Raw genomic sequence first — 15,495 nt, forward strand, 5'->3', positions numbered from 1 at the left:
CGACCCGAACCCGTGCGGCGCATGTACGAGGTCGAGGAGGGTCGTCCCGTGTGGAAGCTACGGCCCCTGATGCTGGCCGTGATCGTCGTCGGTCTGGTCCGCCCGCTGGCCGTTCGTCCTCGGCATCGTGGTGGTAGCCGTGGCCATCCTCTATTACGTCACACCGAATGTGAGACAACCGAAGTTCCGTTGGATCAGCGCCGGGGCGTTCCTCGCCATCGTCACGTGGATCATCGCGTCGGTCCTGTTCGGGCTCTACGTCGCCAACTTCGGCAGCTACAACAAGACATACGGCTCCCTGGCCGGAGTCATCGTGTTCCTGCTCTGGTTGTGGATCACCAATCTGGCGTTGCTCTTCGGCGCCGAACTGGACGCCGAACTGGAACGCGGACGAGAGTTGCAGGCCGGCATGCCGGCCGAGGACGAACTGCAGTTGCCGCCGCGAGATACCCGGGTTTCGGACAAGAACGCGGAGAAGTACGAGGAGTACGTCCAGCAGGGCAGGGCATTACGCGAGAGTGACGGTAACACCGCCGACGTCGATGCGGTGGAGCGGTAACCGGCGTCGGAATTGTCGGTCTGCATCACCCGGCTCGCCGGGATTCAGCGAGTGGAGGATGTCGCGCTTACCCACTCGGATACGAGGTTCGTTCTCGACGTCGCCGGGCACGGCCGGTGGACCGTCACCGTCAACGATGCCGGCCATGTACCCGGTCAGACAGTCGCGAGCACATACGAGAGCACGAATCCCGCCCGTCTCGGACGCCGCGCCGTCGAGTTTCTCGCTGCCATGCGGCTCCCGGTGTGCGCCCTCGGCGAGCCGGTCCAGTCGCTGGCTGAGGACGGTGAAAACGATCGCGCCGGCAGCGAGTCCGAGTGCGGCCCGCGAGATTCCGCCTTGGTGGTACGACTCTTCGAACAGCTCGAAGGTCAACGCGGTGATGAGAGCGCCTGCGGCGAACGCCAGCATGCCGGCGAGGACGCGTTTGGGAAGCGTGAACCGGCCGCCGACCAGCGCTCCGATGACCAGAACTCCAACATGCCGCTCAACGAGGTTGCCCTGAACATCATCGAACACGGACCCGACCCCGCGAAGTGAGCGACGGTGGGTCGCGGAAACACGTTGTTCGCTGCCGTTTCTCCCGGGTCGGGGTTCATCCGGTCGGAGATGGATTGCCCGGGCGGATTTCGGGGAAAGCGGTGAGTCAGGGCCGGTGCTCGACCGGTAGGGACATCGGTCCAGGTTCTGCGGGTTGACCAAACCAGCCCGCGGGACCGTTCCCCAGTCCACTAGAAGAGACGTCGCCACCACCAGCTGCGGTTCGCCCTCCCACCGCAGCCGCCTCGGCGATGTGCAGCTGCGCCGAGTTCGAAGCGATGTCGAGTACCCCCAGCCGCACACCGGGCGACTACCCCGGACCTGCAGAGCGAACCATCGAGCGGCATCGTTTCCGTGCCTCCCAGGCCGCCATTCTCAGGCTCTGGGTGTTCGGATCCGCACGGGTGAGGAGTCCGGCGCCGGGACGCGCTCCCTGGGTCGGGCGGCCGCGAGGCGGGTTCGTCGGGTGTGGCGGGCGCGTTCGGTTTCGGACATGCCGCCCCAGATGCCGTGACTTTCGGCGGTGAGGGCGTGGGCGCGGCATTCGGTGAGGACGGGGCAGTCCTGACAGATGAGTTTGGCAGTGTGCTCGCGCTGCGCACGGATGCGGCCGCGTTCACCGTCAGGGGAGAAGAACACCTCGGTGTCGGTTCCCCGGCAGGAGGCGCGGCGCTGCCAGTTGCGGTCGATGTGGTGGTGCGAACGATCAGGCATTTCGAAATGGGTCGCTTTCGGGGTCGAACAGTGACGCGATCCGCCGGCAAGAGCAGGGCACGTAAAGCTGCGGGTGGGGACCTGGGCCGGTCGCCGGCGGTGTGACCGAAGAGGTCGATGTCGGAGAGTGGGTTGGTATGGCCTCCTTGCGGGATCGGACAGTCTTGCCCGGGATGGTCGGGAAGTGTTGTGCAACAAAGAGCTTCGATTCTTCGCGGTTCTACACCTGATGTCCGGGCGCGGGCAGTGGCAGACCGGGGACATGGACGGCGATCTGTACGGCACCGGGTCCGCGGTCGAAAATGAACGGTCTCGGCGCGGTGATGCCATGGCTCGACATCGGGGTCAGGAGGCACCCTCCGCGCTCTCAGAAGAGCTGGTGAAAGGGTGTGATGCTGATGCTATCGGCACACCGGTGGACGATTGACAGGAATCGCTCGACAGTAACTGGCATCACATCGGCCGCCTCGGCCGATGAGCATGAGCACGCCGGTGCGGTGTGCTTGATCGCGCGAACACGCGCACGGGCACGGACTGGTGAACCGAGACGATCGAATGGGTACAAGTGTTGACATGAGATGGCCACTTTCCGAGTGGGCCGGGACCCGGACGCAGCGACCCCATGCGGGTGGCTGGGGTACCTGGCTGCGCAGGGAGCTACAGCACCCGGGCCTGGTGTCCGCCGTGAAGTGCACGGTGGCGGTGCTGACCGCCTGGTTGCTGGCCGATCGAGTGTTGCAGAGCCCGGAGGCCTTCCTTGCGCCCTACGCCGCCTTGTTCATCATCGGCACCACGGTCCGCAGCTCGGTGTCCGCCGCCGCACGTCAGGTCACGGTCGTGGTTCTCGGTGTGCTCGTTGCCGCGTTGGCGGCAGGCACCCTGCCTGGACTCGCCGCCATCGCAGGTGCGGTGGCAGTCGGGACGATCCTCGGCCGCAGCCGGTGGTTGGCGCCGGACGGGATGTGGGTAGCGATCACCGCCCTGTTGGTCGTGCTGTACGGATCGGCCACGAACGCAGCCCTGGTGTTTCATCGCGTCCTCGATGTCACCGTCGGTGTGCTCGTCGGCGTCGCGGTCAACGCGCTCGTGCTGCCTCCCGACCAGCTTTCCACGGCCCGCGATCTGATTCTGCAACGTGCTCATGAACTCTCGACGCTCCTTGCCGATCTTGCCTACGGCCTCCGGTCCGGCCGTCACGACGGTGACCGAGGACGGCAACGGGTGTGGGATCTGCACAAGTCGACCGGCGCCGGGGTTGCGCTGCGCGAGGGCCGGGAAAGTCTGCGCGGCAACCTTCGTAGCCCCGGCTGGACCAAGGTAGGCGGATCGCAGGTGTACCTCCCGGTAGCAACGGTCCTCGACGACACCCTGCTGCATGTGTCGGTGCTGGAAGTTGCGGTCGAGGCGCTCACCGGCACCGATGATCTGCCGGCAGGTCTCCCGGCGCCCACACTGGAGCAACTTCGGCACGAGGCAGCGGCACTGCTCGAGGCATTCTCGGCCGCATTCGACGAACTCACCTGGGACCCGGCTCACCATCGAGAGCCCTACCTGCGTGTCGTGCAGACCGCTCTGCCTGAAGCCCGCTCGCGCCTCGAGTCCTTCGAGGAATCTGTCCGACGACACCAACCCGTACCCGGTGCGTGGTCGGCGATCGCCTTGGCCGCGGATGGCCTGTGGGCCGCGCTGGCCGTGCTGGACATGTCCGATCCGCGCTGACGCGCGAAACTTGCAGCAACGTTCGTCGCCGGACGTGGAACTGAGTGAGTTGGGGAGCGCTGCGCTACAGAGAGTTTCGCGCGGATCCGGCTGTGATGGTTCCGGTACGGCAAACAAGGTAAGAATGAACCGCAGGACACCCCGGCGGCGCGGTGGCGCCGGTAGAGGATGCCGGAGCTCGTCCGGGCTGTGTGGTGATGCCCTGCACCCGACCGGGGGCCGGCCGGTGTACGGCGATGTGCTCGCGTGGGTTGTCGAGGCCACTGTCGGTGTGGTCACTGCGCGGCTGGGTGGCGCGGGTCCGGAGGAGACGTTGATCCTCGACGTTCGCTTCGCCGAAGGACGGTACGACGACGGCGACGCATTGCCTCCGTCGGAGCGCTGGGTGCTGCGGACGGTGTCGGCGTTCCTCGCCGAGGATCTGGTAGAGGGAGAGCGGTCGCTTACTGCCGCTGAACAATTTGACATCACCCTGCGCGCGGAAATCTTGGCCGACGCCCTGATCTGGCTGGACTTCGTCCTCGATGTCGATCTTCCCGACCCGCCCGACTTCACCACCGCACAGGAGGGGTGACGGCTCGATCACCGCGCCGATATCCTCGGGAACCGCCTCACCCGCCCTCAGCTCGTGCGGGGCGGCTGGTGTGCGGTGAGCAACAGGTGGTCGAACCGCGTGCGCAGGCCGGTGTCGGGTTCGAGCTCGCGGAATCTGGCGACGATTCGTTCGGCGAGGATGCGGAGCCGGATGTTTGTTTCCTGTGAACGCCAGGTCAGGATGTCGAACGCGCGGTCGGCGGGGATACCGTAGACGAGCATCAGGGCCCCTTTTGCCTGCTCGATCACCGCCCGCGACTGCTCGAGTGCGGCGACGGTTTCGTCGACGGAGTCTTTGACGTCGTTGCGGTGGGAGTCGGTGATATCGATGTAGAAGCCGGTTGTGCCGATCACCTGGCCGGTGTCGTCGTGCAGGTGATCACCGACGACCACGACGTGGCGGACTTTGCCGGCGGTGTCGATGATGCGGTGTTTACTGCTGAACGGTTCGGCCTCGTTGACCATCCGGTCCAGGACCCGGGCGACGTGCGGATGGTCCTCCGGATGCTTGTGGGAGAGCAGCAGCTCGGTGGTCGGAGTGACCTCGCCGGGCCGGTAGCCGTGCATCTGGGCGACGGCGTCGGACCATTCCCACCGCTGACCGTCCAGGTAGAAGCGGAAACTACCCACCCGCTGTGGCTCACCACCACCGAACACCTGCTCTGAATCCACGACTACTTTCTAGCGCACCGTCGCATGTCGCGCAGGTGCTATCCGACCCGAATCAGGTTCGACGACCCGCCGCATGCCCGCGGAGGGGGCACGATCGATCTCGGGATTCACCACCGCTGGCGCGTACGCGGTGGCTGCGTCCTCGGGGTGAAACCGCGACACTTGTACCGATCTGTCAAGGAGTTCGCGCAGCCGACGCGCGTAAAACAGGCGTCCGAGGGGTAATCCTGGGACAGCCACAGTTTCCCTGCCCGGCAGCTGGACGCGGCGCTGCGGGTCCCCACGGCTCGTGGACGGCGTGGGTCGCGGTGAGAACGCGGTGCCGGTCCGGTCGGCTTGCAGTGATGATCCTGCGCTGCAGCAGCTTCCGAGCAAGCGTGACCAGCCCGGGCGGCAAAGCGTGCCGAAGGCGTAGCACTCGGCATTCACACTTCGGTGGAACGAATGGCGGAAAAGGCGGTGAGCGGGGTGAGCGCCGGACCGCAGACCACTACGGAACTGCGGGTCGAGGCGGCCCGGGATCAGTTGCCGATCATTCGGGCGGTCGCGCGGGAGCTGGCCCACCGGCGCGGCTTCCTGCTCACCGAGATCGCGGACATCACTCGCGCGGTCGACGAGGTGGGTGCCGCGCTGATCGAAGCCGCGACGCTCGGTTCTCCGCTGCGCTGTTCGTTCGAGGTCTCGGGGTCTGCCTTCCTGCTGACCACTGCGGTCACCTCGCGCCGAGGCCTCCCGCGGTACCCCGGTGCAAGGTGGCGGTCACTGGAGGCGCTGACCGACCGCGTGCTCACCACCGACCTGCTGGGGGAGAAGTCGGGCGAGCGCGAAGTTGTGGTGGCATTCATGAAACAACGTCGCGGACGCCGCTGAGACGACCGGTGCCGGCCGGCGGCAACCTGTTGCGGTCCCGGCCGGTGGACACCCTACGTCGGCGAGATATCGGCCGCTCGAGGTGCGGTCGTCCAGACCGCACGCGGCGGGCATGTCGGAAGGAACGGGTCGATCCCGGGCAACCAGGAGGCTTGCGCATGGACCGCTGTCCGGGTACGGCCGCCGGTTCGCCTTTTCGTGCGCCGGGTACCCGACACCGCTGCACCCATCTGGGTGCTCCGCCGCATGACGGCTCCCTCGACGACGGGTGCATCGAATGCCCGTGGCACGGCAGCCGTTTCGACGTCGCGGACGGCCGGGTTGCGCGAGGTCCCGCGACCCGTCCGCAGCAGGTGTACGAGGCCCGCGTGCGGGACGGACGGATCCAGGTGCGCCAACCGGACGAGCAGCGAACGCTCCGCACCAATCCCGTTGCCAGCGATAAGGAATGACGGAAGCGCGTCGTAAGAACCATCGGCGGTGCGCATCTGATCGTGGTGAGGTGGCGGGGCTGTGGCGGAGACCTCTGTGAAGACCCGCGGACCATCGAGACCCAGACCTGAGCAGGATACCTGCACAGAATCAATCGAAGACTCCCACGATGTCGAGTACGAGCAGGATTGCGATCGCCACGAATACGACCACGATCACGCCGACCACCACCATGGTGGCGATGCCTGTCGGCGGAAACGCCCAACTCGTGCGCGGTTCGTTCTCGGACAGTCCTGAAGTCTGGGCGGCGTCGGGCGGGGTCGAGCCCGGCGGGACACCGCCGCCCGGCTCGAGATCGGGGGTGTTCGCCGGATCGGGGTCCGGAGGTTGAGCGGTCGTCATGAAGCGGCCCTTCGTGGAGTGCTGCCGTTTCGTCCGTCGAACTGACGGCTGTCGCATACGAGTACCCGGATTCGCGACGCACACACGGCCACGAACGGCGGCGGTGGAATGCCCCGGTGTCGGGGGACGGCGGCGAGTGGGTAAACGTTGTGACGACGACTGTGCACCGCGGTCGGCGATGCATACGAACTGGCAACGAAAGCCGATGATCCTGAGCGGGTATGTCGATTGCGGCGACACTGCCCGCCCCCAAAACAGGACAGCTCATAGGGCGAGCGCTCCGGTGCTGGCTTCCGCAGCCGCCGGTTCGGGACCGGCATCAGTGGTTGCGCAGCGCGTCGATCAGTTCGCCCTTCCTCTTGGACGAATAGCCCGACAGACCGACCTCCTTCGCCTTCTTCTTCAGCTCGGCGACGGTCCAGTCCTCGTACGACGACGATGTGCCGCCCTTGCGGCTGGTACTGGACCGGCCACGGTTGGCGGCCGAGTTCGCGATCCGCGCCGCCTTCTCCTTCGATGCGCCATCCTTCCGTACTTCCTGGTACACCTTCTCGTCCTTGATCGATGACCGCGGCATGGTGGTCCCTCCTCGACTCGTTGCTGCTCGTCGGGTACCCGGATCCGCTGTTCCGTACCAATCGGGTACGGCGCCTTACCGTCCGTCCGCTACTGCGGGCCGGCCTGAACGGTCGCCGACATCGGGAAGTTCTGACCTCCGCGTGGACGTGCCAGTCGGGGTTCGGGTGCGGAGTGCGTAACCGACGTACGACACGGCGGGGAGCAACTGCGCAGCTGCTAACGTCGGCGTCGTCACTCGGAACCCAGGAGCGCTCCGCCATGAAGTACACCGTCTCGACCGAGATCGCCCTGCCGCGGGAGGCAGCGGTACAGCTGCTCGCCGACCCGGCACACATGCCGAAGTGGCTGCGGGGTCTGGTGCTGCACGAACCGTTGAGCGGGGTGCACGGGCAGGTCGGCACCACATCGCGGGTCGTGCTGCAGATGGGGAAGCAGAAGTTCGAGTGCACCGAGACCATCACGCGTCGGGAACCGGCAGACCTGCACGCGATCCCGAAGGGGAGCGTCGTTCACTTCGACCGTGAGATCGTCGGCGAGGGTATGTGGAGCGCCGTGCGCGACCGGCTGACCGAAGCCGGCCCGGAGACGACGCTCTGGGAGAGCGAGAGCGAGTACCGGTTCAGCGGCGTGCTGATGCGGCTGGTGGGGCTCCTGATGCCCGGCACCTTCCGCAAGCAGTCGCGACAGCACATGCAGGACTTCAAGGCGTTCGCCGAGCAGGGAACGGACGTCCGCGAAGCGAAGGATTGAGACACGATCAGCGCTCGTTCCCCGAAGGGTGCAGTGTGGGGTGGGCGAGGGTTCGGCGGATGAGGTCAATGTCGGCGCCGGTGGCGAGCAGGATGGTCAGCAGCACCCGGGTTTTGAGCCCGTCGAGCAGCCCGGCGGGGATGAGGCCGCGGCGTTGCAGGTCGATCTCGCCGCCGACGCCGCCGTAGGTCGACCGCAAGGCGGGACCGGTGCCGGGGCGTCCGGCGTAGAGCACGGGGATGTGCCGGGCGATCTGTTCGAGCGGCTGTGCCCAGGACGGGGGTGTGGAGCCGCCGCCGGCGGCTTCGATCACCAGACCGCGGTAGCCGACGTCGACGAGGTGGGGGAGCAGGCGGCCGTCGTCGCCGATCGCGGTGCGCAGCAGTGCAACCGGAGGGAAGGGCCCGTCGGGAAGTCCCAGGGGGCGCCGGCGCGGTGGAGGGGTGTGGAGATATACGACGCCCTCGCTGATGTCACCGAGTGGGCCGGCGGCGCTGACGAAGGCGTCGACATGGCTGGTGTGCCGCTTCTGGACCTGGGAGGGGACGTGGATGCGGTCGTTCATGACGACGACGACCCCGGCGTCGCTGGCGGCGGGGTCGGTGGCCACCCGCAGCGCGCCGACCAGATTGGCGGGCCCGTCGGCGCCGGGCGCTCCGGGGTGGCGCATGGCCCCGGTGACGATCAGCGGGGCCGGCGCCGACCACATCAAGTCGAGAGCGAACGCCACTTCCTCGAGAGTATCGGTACCGGTGGTGACCACTACACCGCTCGCCCCGGCGGCGACCTCCGCTTCGGCATGGGCGATCACGCACCGCAGCAGGTCGAAATCGATTGCCGCGGAGGGAACTTGCGCGAGACTGCGCTCGGTGATCTCGACCCCTGGCAGTAGCTGCTCGATCACCGGGCGCAGACTCGGGGACTGCTCGCCGGGGAGGACACCGGGACCCCCGGCGTGCGGGAAAGCCGCGATCGTCCCACCGAGCGTGCAGAGCGCAACGCGGTGACGGGCACTCATGAGCTACTCCTCTCGGCTGCACCGAAGTGCGGGGCGGCGTCGATCCGGGTGGTGGGGTCAGAGGTGTGTGTGCTCATCGGATTCCTTCTGTACCTCTTCGGTGACTTCACCGAGGGCTTCGGTGCCGGTTTCCGGTGCCCACACAAAGCAGATGAGGCCACCGATGGCCAGGACGACCACGCAGGCGATCAGGGCGACGTCGACGCTGTACTGGGCCACGACGATCGGGAGCAGGAAGGTGCTGGCGGCGGAGCCGATGCGGCTGGCGGCGACCGCGATGCCGACGCCGGAGGCGCGTAGGTCGGTGGGGAACAGTTCCGGTGGGTAGACGTATTCGAGGTTCACCGCGGCGGCCAGGACCAGTGCGAACAGGGCGAAGATGACGACGGCGACGACGGGGCTGGTGTCGGCGAAGGCGACCAGGGCCGCGAGCAGGGCCGCGCCGAGGAAGAACGTGCCGATCAGGAATGTGCGGCGGGTGAGTCGGTCGATGAACGCCAGGCCGAGGACGGCGCCGATGAGCAGGAAGGTGTTGTAGGCGGCTCCGGCGCCGAGTTTGCTGGTGACGCCCAGCGATTCCATGACCTGGGGGGGAGAAGGTTCCCAGCGCGAAGAACGGAATGACCTGGCAGACGTAGAACAGGGCGCCGACGGCGGTGCGCCTGCGGAACTTCGGGGTGAACAGCACCCGGATGCCGCGGCGTTGGATCGTGGTGGTCTCGACCGGGGGTGGGAGGACGCCGGCGCCGAGGTGGGTGCGGACGACGGCGGCGGCTTCGGCGGTGCGGCCGTGCTGGGTCAGCCACAGCGGGGACTCGGGGACACCGAGCCGGAACCAGAAGATCAGCAGCGCGGGAAGGGCGCTGGCGGCGAGCATGTATCGCCAGGATTCGCCGTGGAGTTGGGTGAGGAGGTAGCCGACGAGGTAGGCGGCGACGTAGCCGGTGGCCCACGCCACGGCGAGCAGGCTCATCAACCGGCCGCGGAAACTGCGGGGTGCGTGTTCGGTGACGAGGGATTTGCTCACGACGTAGTCGGCGCCGAGGACCACCCCGATCAGCAGTCGTAGAACCAGGAGCTGCCAGGGCGATTCGATGAAGAACTGGATCGCGGACAGGACCGCGAAGAGGAGCATGTCCCACGCGAAGATGCCGCGGCGGCCGATCCGGTCGGCGATCGGGCCGGTGACGATCGCGCCGACGAACAGGCCGGCCAGGGTGGCGGCACCGAGGAGACCGATCCACATCGGGGTCAACCCGAGGGCGCCGGTGGAGGCGGTGATGACGATACCGATGATGCCGAGGATGAACCCGTCGCTGAACTGCCCGCCGGTGCCGGCGATGGTGACCTTGATCTGGAACTTCGTCAGCGGGGCGTCTTCGTAGGCGACCGGTGCGGTGCGGTGGGCGAGGTTAGTCATGGCGGGCACCGTTCGTGACGGGGGCGGTCTGCGCCTGGTCGTGGTAGCGGGTGGTGGTGGCTTCGTAGCCGGTGGTGGCGGCGAGGGTGACCCAGGAGTCGAGGGCGCCGCGCAGGTTCTCCTCGCGGCGGGGCCCGTCCCAGGTGATCCCGGCGACGCAGCGGCGGACGAACGAGGTTGCGGCGGCGGTGATGTCGGAGAGGATGGTGATGATCGAGTCGACGATCACCGGTTCCATGATGTTCAGTTCCAGCTCGCCCGCGGCGACGGCGCACTGCACGGTGTGGGCGGCGCCGCGGATCCGGTAGCTCAGCTGCATCACGTACTCCGGGATCGCCGGGTTGACCTTGGCCGGCATGATCGACGACCCGGCCTGGACGGCCGGGATGGTCAGGTCCCCGAAGCCGCCCGCAGGACCGGAGGACAGCAGCCGGATGTCGGCGGCGATCTTCGCCATGGTGAGGCCGGCGCGGGCGCCGGCATCGGCGATGGCCGCATACGGGTCGAGGTTGGCCAGGGCGTCGCACAGGTCGGGGGCCGGTTGCAGGTCGCGGCCGGTCACCGCCGCGAGTTCGCGGACCGCGATCGCGCGGTAGCCCTCCGGTGCGCCGAGCCCGGTCCCGACCGCGGTGCCCCCGAGCGCCACGGTGTGCATCTCCGCGACCGCGTCACCGAGGGCGCCGGCGGTGCGTCGGATCGCGGCGGCCTGCGCGCGGTGGGACCGGCCCGCGGTGAGGGTGACCGCATCGCGCACGCAGGTGCGACCCAGATGCGGGGTCTGATCGAACTCGGCGCCCTTCGCCTCCAGTGCGGTCGCCAGTTCGTCGAGCGCCTCGAGCGGCTCGTGCGCCAGGTCCAGCATCGTCAAGGCCATCGCGGTCGGGTAGGTGTCGTTCGTCGACTGCGAGGCGTTGACGTGGTCGTTCGGGTGCACCGGCTCGCCGAGCAACTGGGAGGCCCGGGCCGCGACGACCTCGTTGACGTTCATGTTCGTGGTGGTGCCACCGCCGCCGAGCAGCAGCGCCGACGGGAACTGGCCGGGGTGCGCGCCGGCCGCGATCTCCTCGCACGCGGCGACGATCGCGTCCCTCCTGCCTTCGTCGAGGACACCGACCTCGTGATTGGCGCGCGCGGCGGCCAGTTTCACCAGGGCATAGTTCCGCACGAACGTGGGCACATCACCGAAGGTACGACCGGGCCCGGGGAAGTTCCCGAGCGAGAGGGTTGTCTGCCGACCGTAGAGCCGGGTTGCCGGCTCGGCGGTGGTCTGTGCGATGACCATGAGGTGGACCTTTCGTGTGATGCGAACCACTGGGGAGTGGTGACAACTGTAGGAATCGCATCCAGCGCGTCCAACCAACTGTGCTTTCACAGCAACACTTTTTTCGCTCTACTGGGGGTTTGATGCAAAATCGTGAAATAGTGTTGTTCCCACAGCAACGAAGGGTAGGTCTGATGTCGGAGTCGAGTGCGGAACGGGTGGCCGCGCTGCTGCGCGCGTTCGGGCGCGGCGGCAATGCCTACGGTGAACATTCCGTCAGCGACCTGGCTCGCGCGGTCGGCCGCGAGCGCAGCCAGGTCTCGCGCATGCTCAAGGCACTCGAGCGTGGCGGGTTGGTCGAGCAGGTTCCCGACACCCGCCGCTACCGGCTCGGATGGTCGCTGCTGGTTCTGGCCACCGGCGCCGGCGACACCCCGCTGCTGCGGGCGGCGCGGCCGGTCCTGCAAACCCTCGTCTCCCGGGTCGGGGAGGTGGCGTTGCTGTCGGTGCAACAGGGCAACCGGTCCCTGACCGTGCTCCGGGAGGAATCCCACCAGTCGCTGCGGGCCGGCGGGTGGGTCGGGCGCAGCTCCCCGATGCACTGCACCGCCTCCGGACGGGCACTGCTCTTCGACAGCGGCGACGAACTCGTCGAGGCGCTCACCGCCGAGGATTTGCTCACTCCCATTTCGACGCTCGCCGCTCCGGCTGATCTGGGCGAACTCCTCGAACGCCTGAAAAGTGAACGAGCACAGGGATATTCCGTCGCCAGCGAGGAGGTCGAGATCGGATTGACGTCGGTCAGCACACCGGTGCGGGATCGCAACGACACGATCACCTCCGTCATCAACATCTCCGGTCCCACTTCCCGGCTCATCACGCACATCGAAGACATCGCGAAACTGCTCAAAGCGGGCAGCGCCACGATCCAACGAACCCTGACGTCACCGGGACCCCCAAGTCTGTCGGCCCGGCGAGGCTGAGCACCAGCCGCGGTCCGGCCGGACGCATCCGCGCGATCGCCGCCGCACAGGTCCAGCGCGCGGCGGCGATCCCGGAAGCATCGAAGAGCGGATCCGGTGCTCAGGCGGCGACGAGAGTCTTCTGCGGGTAGAGGAAGAGGTTCTCCGGGTCGATCGCGAGGTCCACGTCACCGCGGTGGTTCGGGGTGAGGCAGTTGGCGGCGATCTGGTCGCCGCCGATCGACAGCAGGTATTCGTAGCGGGCGCCGACGTACGACGAGGAGTCGACGTGGGCCCGGATGAGGTTCGTGCCCGAGGAGACCGCGTGTCCGGGGGTGGTGATCGTGACCCGTTCCGGACGGACGGCGACGGTGACGGGGTCGCCGGCGCGGACGTCGAATGTTCCGGCGGCGTGGACGATCTGACCGGATCCGAGTTCGACATGGGTTTCGGTGGCGTCGGCCCGGACGACGCGGCCGTCGAGGAAGCTGCAGCTGCCGACGAACGCGGCGACCTCGCGGGCGGCGGGACGGTCGTAGATTTCGGTGGGTGCGGCGATCTGCACCATCCGGCCGGCCGCCATCACGGCGATCCGGTCGCTCATCGCCAGCGCTTCCTCCTGGTCGTGGGTGACGTAGATGGTGGTGATGCCGACCGAGGCCTGCAGTCCCTTGAGCCACGCGCGGGCCTGCTCGCGCAGTTTCGCGTCGAGGTTCGACAGGGGCTCGTCGAGGAGAAGGACGCGGGGCGAGTAGACCAGGGCCCGGGCGAGGGCGACCCGCTGCTGCTGGCCACCGGACATCTCGTGCGGGTAGCGGCCGCGCAGGTGCAGCAGGTCGACCTTGTCGAGTGCGTCGTCGATCAGATCGTCGCGCCGGGCTTTGGGCACCTTGCGCAGTGACAGCGGCAGCGCGAGGTTGTCGGCGATGCTCATGTGCGGCCACAGCGCATACGACTGGAACACCATGCCGAGGTTGCGGCCCTCGGGTGGAATGAAGGTGCCGTTGCGTCCGCTGAAGAACACGACGTCGTCGAGTTCGATGGAGCCGGTGTCGGGGCGGTCGAGTCCGGCGATGCACGAGAGGGTGGTGGATTTACCGCACCCGCTGGGGCCGAGGAGGGTGAAGAACTCGCCGTCGTGGACGGTGAAGTTGATGTCGTGCAGAACCTGGGACCCGTTGAAGGTCTTGTTGACATTGGTGACGGTGAGTTCAGGCATCGGAGTGGCCCTTCAGGAGTTTGGTGGCGACGGTGACGAAGAGGACGGTGATGGCGATCTGGACGGTGGCGAGTGCCGCGACGGATCCGGCGTTTCCTTCGGCCCACAACTGGAGTGCGGTGGTGCCGATGACGCTGGACTCGGAGTTCGCCAGGAAGACGGCGGGTGAGTATTCCTTGATCATCGTCACGAAGACGAGGATCAGGGCGCCGGCGAACGCGGGAACGATGAGTTTGCCCAGCACCCGGGTGAACGTCTTGAACCAGTCTGCGCCGCTGACGCGGGCCGCGTTGTCGAGTTCCTCGCCGATCTGCATCAGCAGCGGCGAGATGTTGCCGTAGGCGGTGGGCAGCGCCCGCATGCCGAACGCGATGACCAGGATCCAGATCGTGCCGGTCAGCAGGGTGGAGACGAAACCGGGGGAGAAGGCCAGCGCCCAGAAGAATCCGATACCGACGATCAGTCCGGGCATCGCCTGCGGGGCGAGGGCGAGGTACTCGACGAGCTTGCCGCCCTTCATGGTCGACCGGCGAGCGACGAGAACCGCGAGGGTGGCGAGCACGCCGACGACGACCGCACCGACGATCGCGATGATCACACTGTTGACGATGGACATGTAATAGGAGCGGTAGCTGAAGATCGGAACGTAGTTCGCGAAGGTGAGTGTCGAGAACGGCGACTTCAGCGGGGTCAGCACCAAGGTGAACGAGCGGAACACCAGCGTCGCGATGGGCAGGAGCGCACCGAAGATCAGGTAGACGGCGATGAACGCGGCCGAGATCCACTTGATCCACCCGAGGTCGAACTGGCGGGGGCGGGTGGCCTTCCCGCGAACGGAGACGAACCTCTTGGAGTTCTTCAGCAGTTTCGCCTGCATCGCGACCATCCCGACGGTCACGACGAGGATCAGAACCGAGGCGGCGCCGAGGACGCCGTAGTCGGGATCGATGGCCTGCAGGCCGTTGGTGTAGAGGAACGTCGAGAAGACCGTGATGTCCGAAGGCTGTCCGTAAAGCAATGGCACCGACAGCGTTTCGAGCGACATACTCACGATCAGCACCGAGCTGTAGACGATCGGCGGCCGCAGCATCGGAACGACGACCGACCGGAGGATGCGCACCGGTCCGGCGCCGCAGACCTGTGCCGCGGATTCGAGAGAGGCGTCCGCCTGGCGCAGCGCGCCGACACAGAAGGTGAAGGCGATCGGGGCCAGGGCCACCGCTTCGGTGAGTGCCATCCCAGGGATCGAATACAGGTTCCACGGAACGAACCCGAAGAACTCGCGGAACTGGACGCTGAAGAATCCGGCGGGCCCGTAGAGGATGATCCACCCGAAGCCGAGCAGCAGTGAGGAGATGTAGAAGGGCCAGCGCATCGATCCGGCGATGAAGTTGCCGAAGGGCAGTTTGGTGCGGGTGATCACGATGGCCATCGGGACGGCGAACAGCTGTGCCAGGATCGTGGTCAGGCCCGCGAACAGCACCGTGTTGACGATGACGTCGCCGAACCCGGCCTCGGTGAACAGGCGGCCGTAGTTGTCGAGGCTGAAGATGCCGCCGCTCTCGTAGAGCGGGCGGTCGATGAACGACTGGTAGAGGGTCGGCACGACCGGTGCGAGGACGAGGGCGGCGAGAATCAGCAGCACGGCGTACTGGATGAGCGTGTCGCGGCCGATGTTGCGGAACTTGCGGTAGCGCGGGCTTCCGAGTTCACCCGGGCGTAGAGGGACGAAGGATTCGGTGGGCCGCGTGTCGGGAGGTGTCGTCAGTGTCATGGTGTGATGT

16 protein-coding genes and 2 pseudogenes are annotated in these 15,495 nt (G+C 67.1%); 7 read left to right on the forward strand and 11 right to left on the reverse strand.

Annotated features, from left to right (window positions below; translation table 11 throughout):
* Nucleotides 1-12: 12 nt before the first annotated feature.
* A pseudogene (locus tag ACFU5V_RS03450) lies at nt 13-559 on the forward strand (YihY/virulence factor BrkB family protein); the annotation flags it as partial.
* On the opposite strand, the gene ACFU5V_RS03455 reads toward ACFU5V_RS03450, so the two are convergent.
* Together ACFU5V_RS03455 and ACFU5V_RS03460 are read right to left on the reverse strand one after the other, a co-directional pair.
* Entirely contained in the window at nt 509-1,078 is a 570-nt protein-coding gene (locus ACFU5V_RS03455; RefSeq protein WP_378696867.1) for a hypothetical protein, read from the reverse strand. The pseudogene ACFU5V_RS03450 and the gene ACFU5V_RS03455 sit on opposite strands and share 51 nt — an antisense overlap.
* Nucleotides 1,079-1,474: 396 nt before the next feature.
* On the reverse strand, nt 1,475-1,813 hold the full coding sequence (locus ACFU5V_RS03460) for a WhiB family transcriptional regulator (RefSeq protein ID WP_378696869.1): 339 nt from the start codon (nt 1,811-1,813) through the stop codon (nt 1,475-1,477).
* 573 nt (nt 1,814-2,386) lie between these two features.
* Between ACFU5V_RS03460 and ACFU5V_RS03465 the strand changes: the two genes are divergently transcribed.
* Together ACFU5V_RS03465 and ACFU5V_RS03470 are read left to right on the forward strand one after the other, a co-directional pair.
* Nucleotides 2,387-3,532 (forward strand): FUSC family protein, encoded by a 1,146-nt coding sequence (locus tag ACFU5V_RS03465; RefSeq protein WP_378696871.1) that lies wholly within the window; start codon nt 2,387-2,389, stop codon nt 3,530-3,532.
* Between the two features lie 313 nt (nt 3,533-3,845).
* Nucleotides 3,846-4,106, forward strand: a complete 261-nt coding sequence (locus ACFU5V_RS03470) for a hypothetical protein (protein ID WP_378696873.1) — start codon at nt 3,846-3,848, stop codon at nt 4,104-4,106.
* Between the two features lie 47 nt (nt 4,107-4,153).
* Here the strand turns inward: ACFU5V_RS03470 and ACFU5V_RS03475 are convergent, their stop codons facing one another.
* Nucleotides 4,154-4,798 carry a PAS and ANTAR domain-containing protein gene (locus tag ACFU5V_RS03475; protein WP_378696875.1) on the reverse strand — a complete coding sequence of 215 codons (645 nt, stop codon included), beginning with the start codon at nt 4,796-4,798 and terminating at the stop codon, nt 4,154-4,156.
* Nucleotides 4,799-5,257: 459 nt separating this feature from the next.
* On the opposite strand from ACFU5V_RS03475, the gene ACFU5V_RS03480 reads away from it, so the two are divergent.
* Both ACFU5V_RS03480 and ACFU5V_RS03485 read left to right on the forward strand, forming a co-directional pair.
* Nucleotides 5,258-5,668: an anti-sigma factor gene (locus tag ACFU5V_RS03480; RefSeq protein WP_378696877.1), complete on the forward strand. Its 411-nt coding sequence runs from the start codon at nt 5,258-5,260 to the stop codon at nt 5,666-5,668.
* Nucleotides 5,669-5,826: 158 nt separating this feature from the next.
* Complete coding sequence (locus tag ACFU5V_RS03485) at nt 5,827-6,120, forward strand: Rieske (2Fe-2S) protein (protein WP_378696879.1); 294 nt, start codon at nt 5,827-5,829, stop codon at nt 6,118-6,120.
* A 130-nt stretch (nt 6,121-6,250) separates the two neighbouring features.
* On the opposite strand, the gene ACFU5V_RS03490 is transcribed toward ACFU5V_RS03485, so the two are convergent.
* On the reverse strand, nt 6,251-6,502 hold the full coding sequence (locus ACFU5V_RS03490) for a DUF6480 family protein (RefSeq protein WP_378696881.1): 252 nt from the start codon (nt 6,500-6,502) through the stop codon (nt 6,251-6,253).
* 319 nt (nt 6,503-6,821) lie between these two features.
* On the reverse strand, nt 6,822-7,079 hold the full coding sequence (locus ACFU5V_RS03495) for a Rho termination factor N-terminal domain-containing protein (protein ID WP_378696883.1): 258 nt from the start codon (nt 7,077-7,079) through the stop codon (nt 6,822-6,824).
* Between the two features lie 260 nt (nt 7,080-7,339).
* Between ACFU5V_RS03495 and ACFU5V_RS03500 the strand changes: the two genes are divergently transcribed.
* The gene (locus ACFU5V_RS03500) at nt 7,340-7,831 is read left to right on the forward strand and encodes an SRPBCC family protein (RefSeq protein WP_378431137.1); all 492 of its coding nucleotides are present in this window, start codon (nt 7,340-7,342) and stop codon (nt 7,829-7,831) included.
* Between the two features lie 7 nt (nt 7,832-7,838).
* On the opposite strand, the gene ACFU5V_RS03505 is transcribed toward ACFU5V_RS03500, so the two are convergent.
* The 4 genes and pseudogenes from ACFU5V_RS03505 to ACFU5V_RS03520 form a co-directional block, all read right to left on the reverse strand.
* Nucleotides 7,839-8,849 (reverse strand): asparaginase, encoded by a 1,011-nt coding sequence (locus tag ACFU5V_RS03505; protein ID WP_378696884.1) that lies wholly within the window; start codon nt 8,847-8,849, stop codon nt 7,839-7,841.
* 57 nt (nt 8,850-8,906) lie between these two features.
* Nucleotides 8,907-9,431 carry an MFS transporter gene (locus tag ACFU5V_RS03510; RefSeq protein ID WP_378696886.1) on the reverse strand — a complete coding sequence of 175 codons (525 nt, stop codon included), beginning with the start codon at nt 9,429-9,431 and terminating at the stop codon, nt 8,907-8,909.
* 73 nt (nt 9,432-9,504) lie between these two features.
* Nucleotides 9,505-10,269 (reverse strand): annotated as a pseudogene (locus tag ACFU5V_RS03515) (MFS transporter); the annotation flags it as partial.
* On the reverse strand, nt 10,262-11,551 hold the full coding sequence (locus ACFU5V_RS03520; protein ID WP_378696888.1) for a lyase family protein: 1,290 nt from the start codon (nt 11,549-11,551) through the stop codon (nt 10,262-10,264). The pseudogene ACFU5V_RS03515 and the gene ACFU5V_RS03520, both read right to left, overlap by 8 nt.
* 173 nt (nt 11,552-11,724) lie before the next feature.
* On the opposite strand from ACFU5V_RS03520, the gene ACFU5V_RS03525 reads away from it, so the two are divergent.
* Complete coding sequence (locus ACFU5V_RS03525) at nt 11,725-12,513, forward strand: IclR family transcriptional regulator (RefSeq protein ID WP_378696890.1); 789 nt, start codon at nt 11,725-11,727, stop codon at nt 12,511-12,513.
* A gap of 100 nt (nt 12,514-12,613) precedes the next feature.
* Here ACFU5V_RS03525 and ACFU5V_RS03530 read toward each other — a convergent pair whose 3' ends face one another.
* On the reverse strand, nt 12,614-13,711 hold the full coding sequence (locus ACFU5V_RS03530; protein ID WP_378696892.1) for an ABC transporter ATP-binding protein: 1,098 nt from the start codon (nt 13,709-13,711) through the stop codon (nt 12,614-12,616).
* Nucleotides 13,704-15,485 (reverse strand): ABC transporter permease, encoded by a 1,782-nt coding sequence (locus ACFU5V_RS03535; protein ID WP_378696894.1) that lies wholly within the window; start codon nt 15,483-15,485, stop codon nt 13,704-13,706. The genes ACFU5V_RS03530 and ACFU5V_RS03535 overlap by 8 nt, the downstream gene beginning before the upstream one ends.
* Between the last annotated feature and the right edge of the window lie 10 nt (nt 15,486-15,495).

Source organism: Rhodococcus sp. NPDC057529 (genome assembly GCF_042802055.1).
Taxonomy (GTDB): Bacteria; Actinomycetota; Actinomycetes; order Mycobacteriales; family Mycobacteriaceae; genus Rhodococcus_F.

Coding starts and splice junctions, on each gene's coding strand:
- ACFU5V_RS03535 (WP_378696894.1), bottom strand. CDS start 15,485: ATGACACTGACGACACCTCCCGACACGCGGCCCACCGAATCCTTCGTC.
- ACFU5V_RS03465 (WP_378696871.1), top strand. CDS start 2,387: ATGAGATGGCCACTTTCCGAGTGGGCCGGGACCCGGACGCAGCGACCC.
- ACFU5V_RS03495 (WP_378696883.1), bottom strand. CDS start 7,079: ATGCCGCGGTCATCGATCAAGGACGAGAAGGTGTACCAGGAAGTACGG.
- ACFU5V_RS03490 (WP_378696881.1), bottom strand. CDS start 6,502: ATGACGACCGCTCAACCTCCGGACCCCGATCCGGCGAACACCCCCGAT.
- ACFU5V_RS03505 (WP_378696884.1), bottom strand. CDS start 8,849: ATGAGTGCCCGTCACCGCGTTGCGCTCTGCACGCTCGGTGGGACGATC.
- ACFU5V_RS03520 (WP_378696888.1), bottom strand. CDS start 11,551: ATGGTCATCGCACAGACCACCGCCGAGCCGGCAACCCGGCTCTACGGT.
- ACFU5V_RS03525 (WP_378696890.1), top strand. CDS start 11,725: ATGTCGGAGTCGAGTGCGGAACGGGTGGCCGCGCTGCTGCGCGCGTTC.
- ACFU5V_RS03530 (WP_378696892.1), bottom strand. CDS start 13,711: ATGCCTGAACTCACCGTCACCAATGTCAACAAGACCTTCAACGGGTCC.
- ACFU5V_RS03460 (WP_378696869.1), bottom strand. CDS start 1,813: ATGCCTGATCGTTCGCACCACCACATCGACCGCAACTGGCAGCGCCGC.
- ACFU5V_RS03485 (WP_378696879.1), top strand. CDS start 5,827: ATGGACCGCTGTCCGGGTACGGCCGCCGGTTCGCCTTTTCGTGCGCCG.
- ACFU5V_RS03500 (WP_378431137.1), top strand. CDS start 7,340: ATGAAGTACACCGTCTCGACCGAGATCGCCCTGCCGCGGGAGGCAGCG.
- ACFU5V_RS03510 (WP_378696886.1), bottom strand. CDS start 9,431: ATGGAATCGCTGGGCGTCACCAGCAAACTCGGCGCCGGAGCCGCCTAC.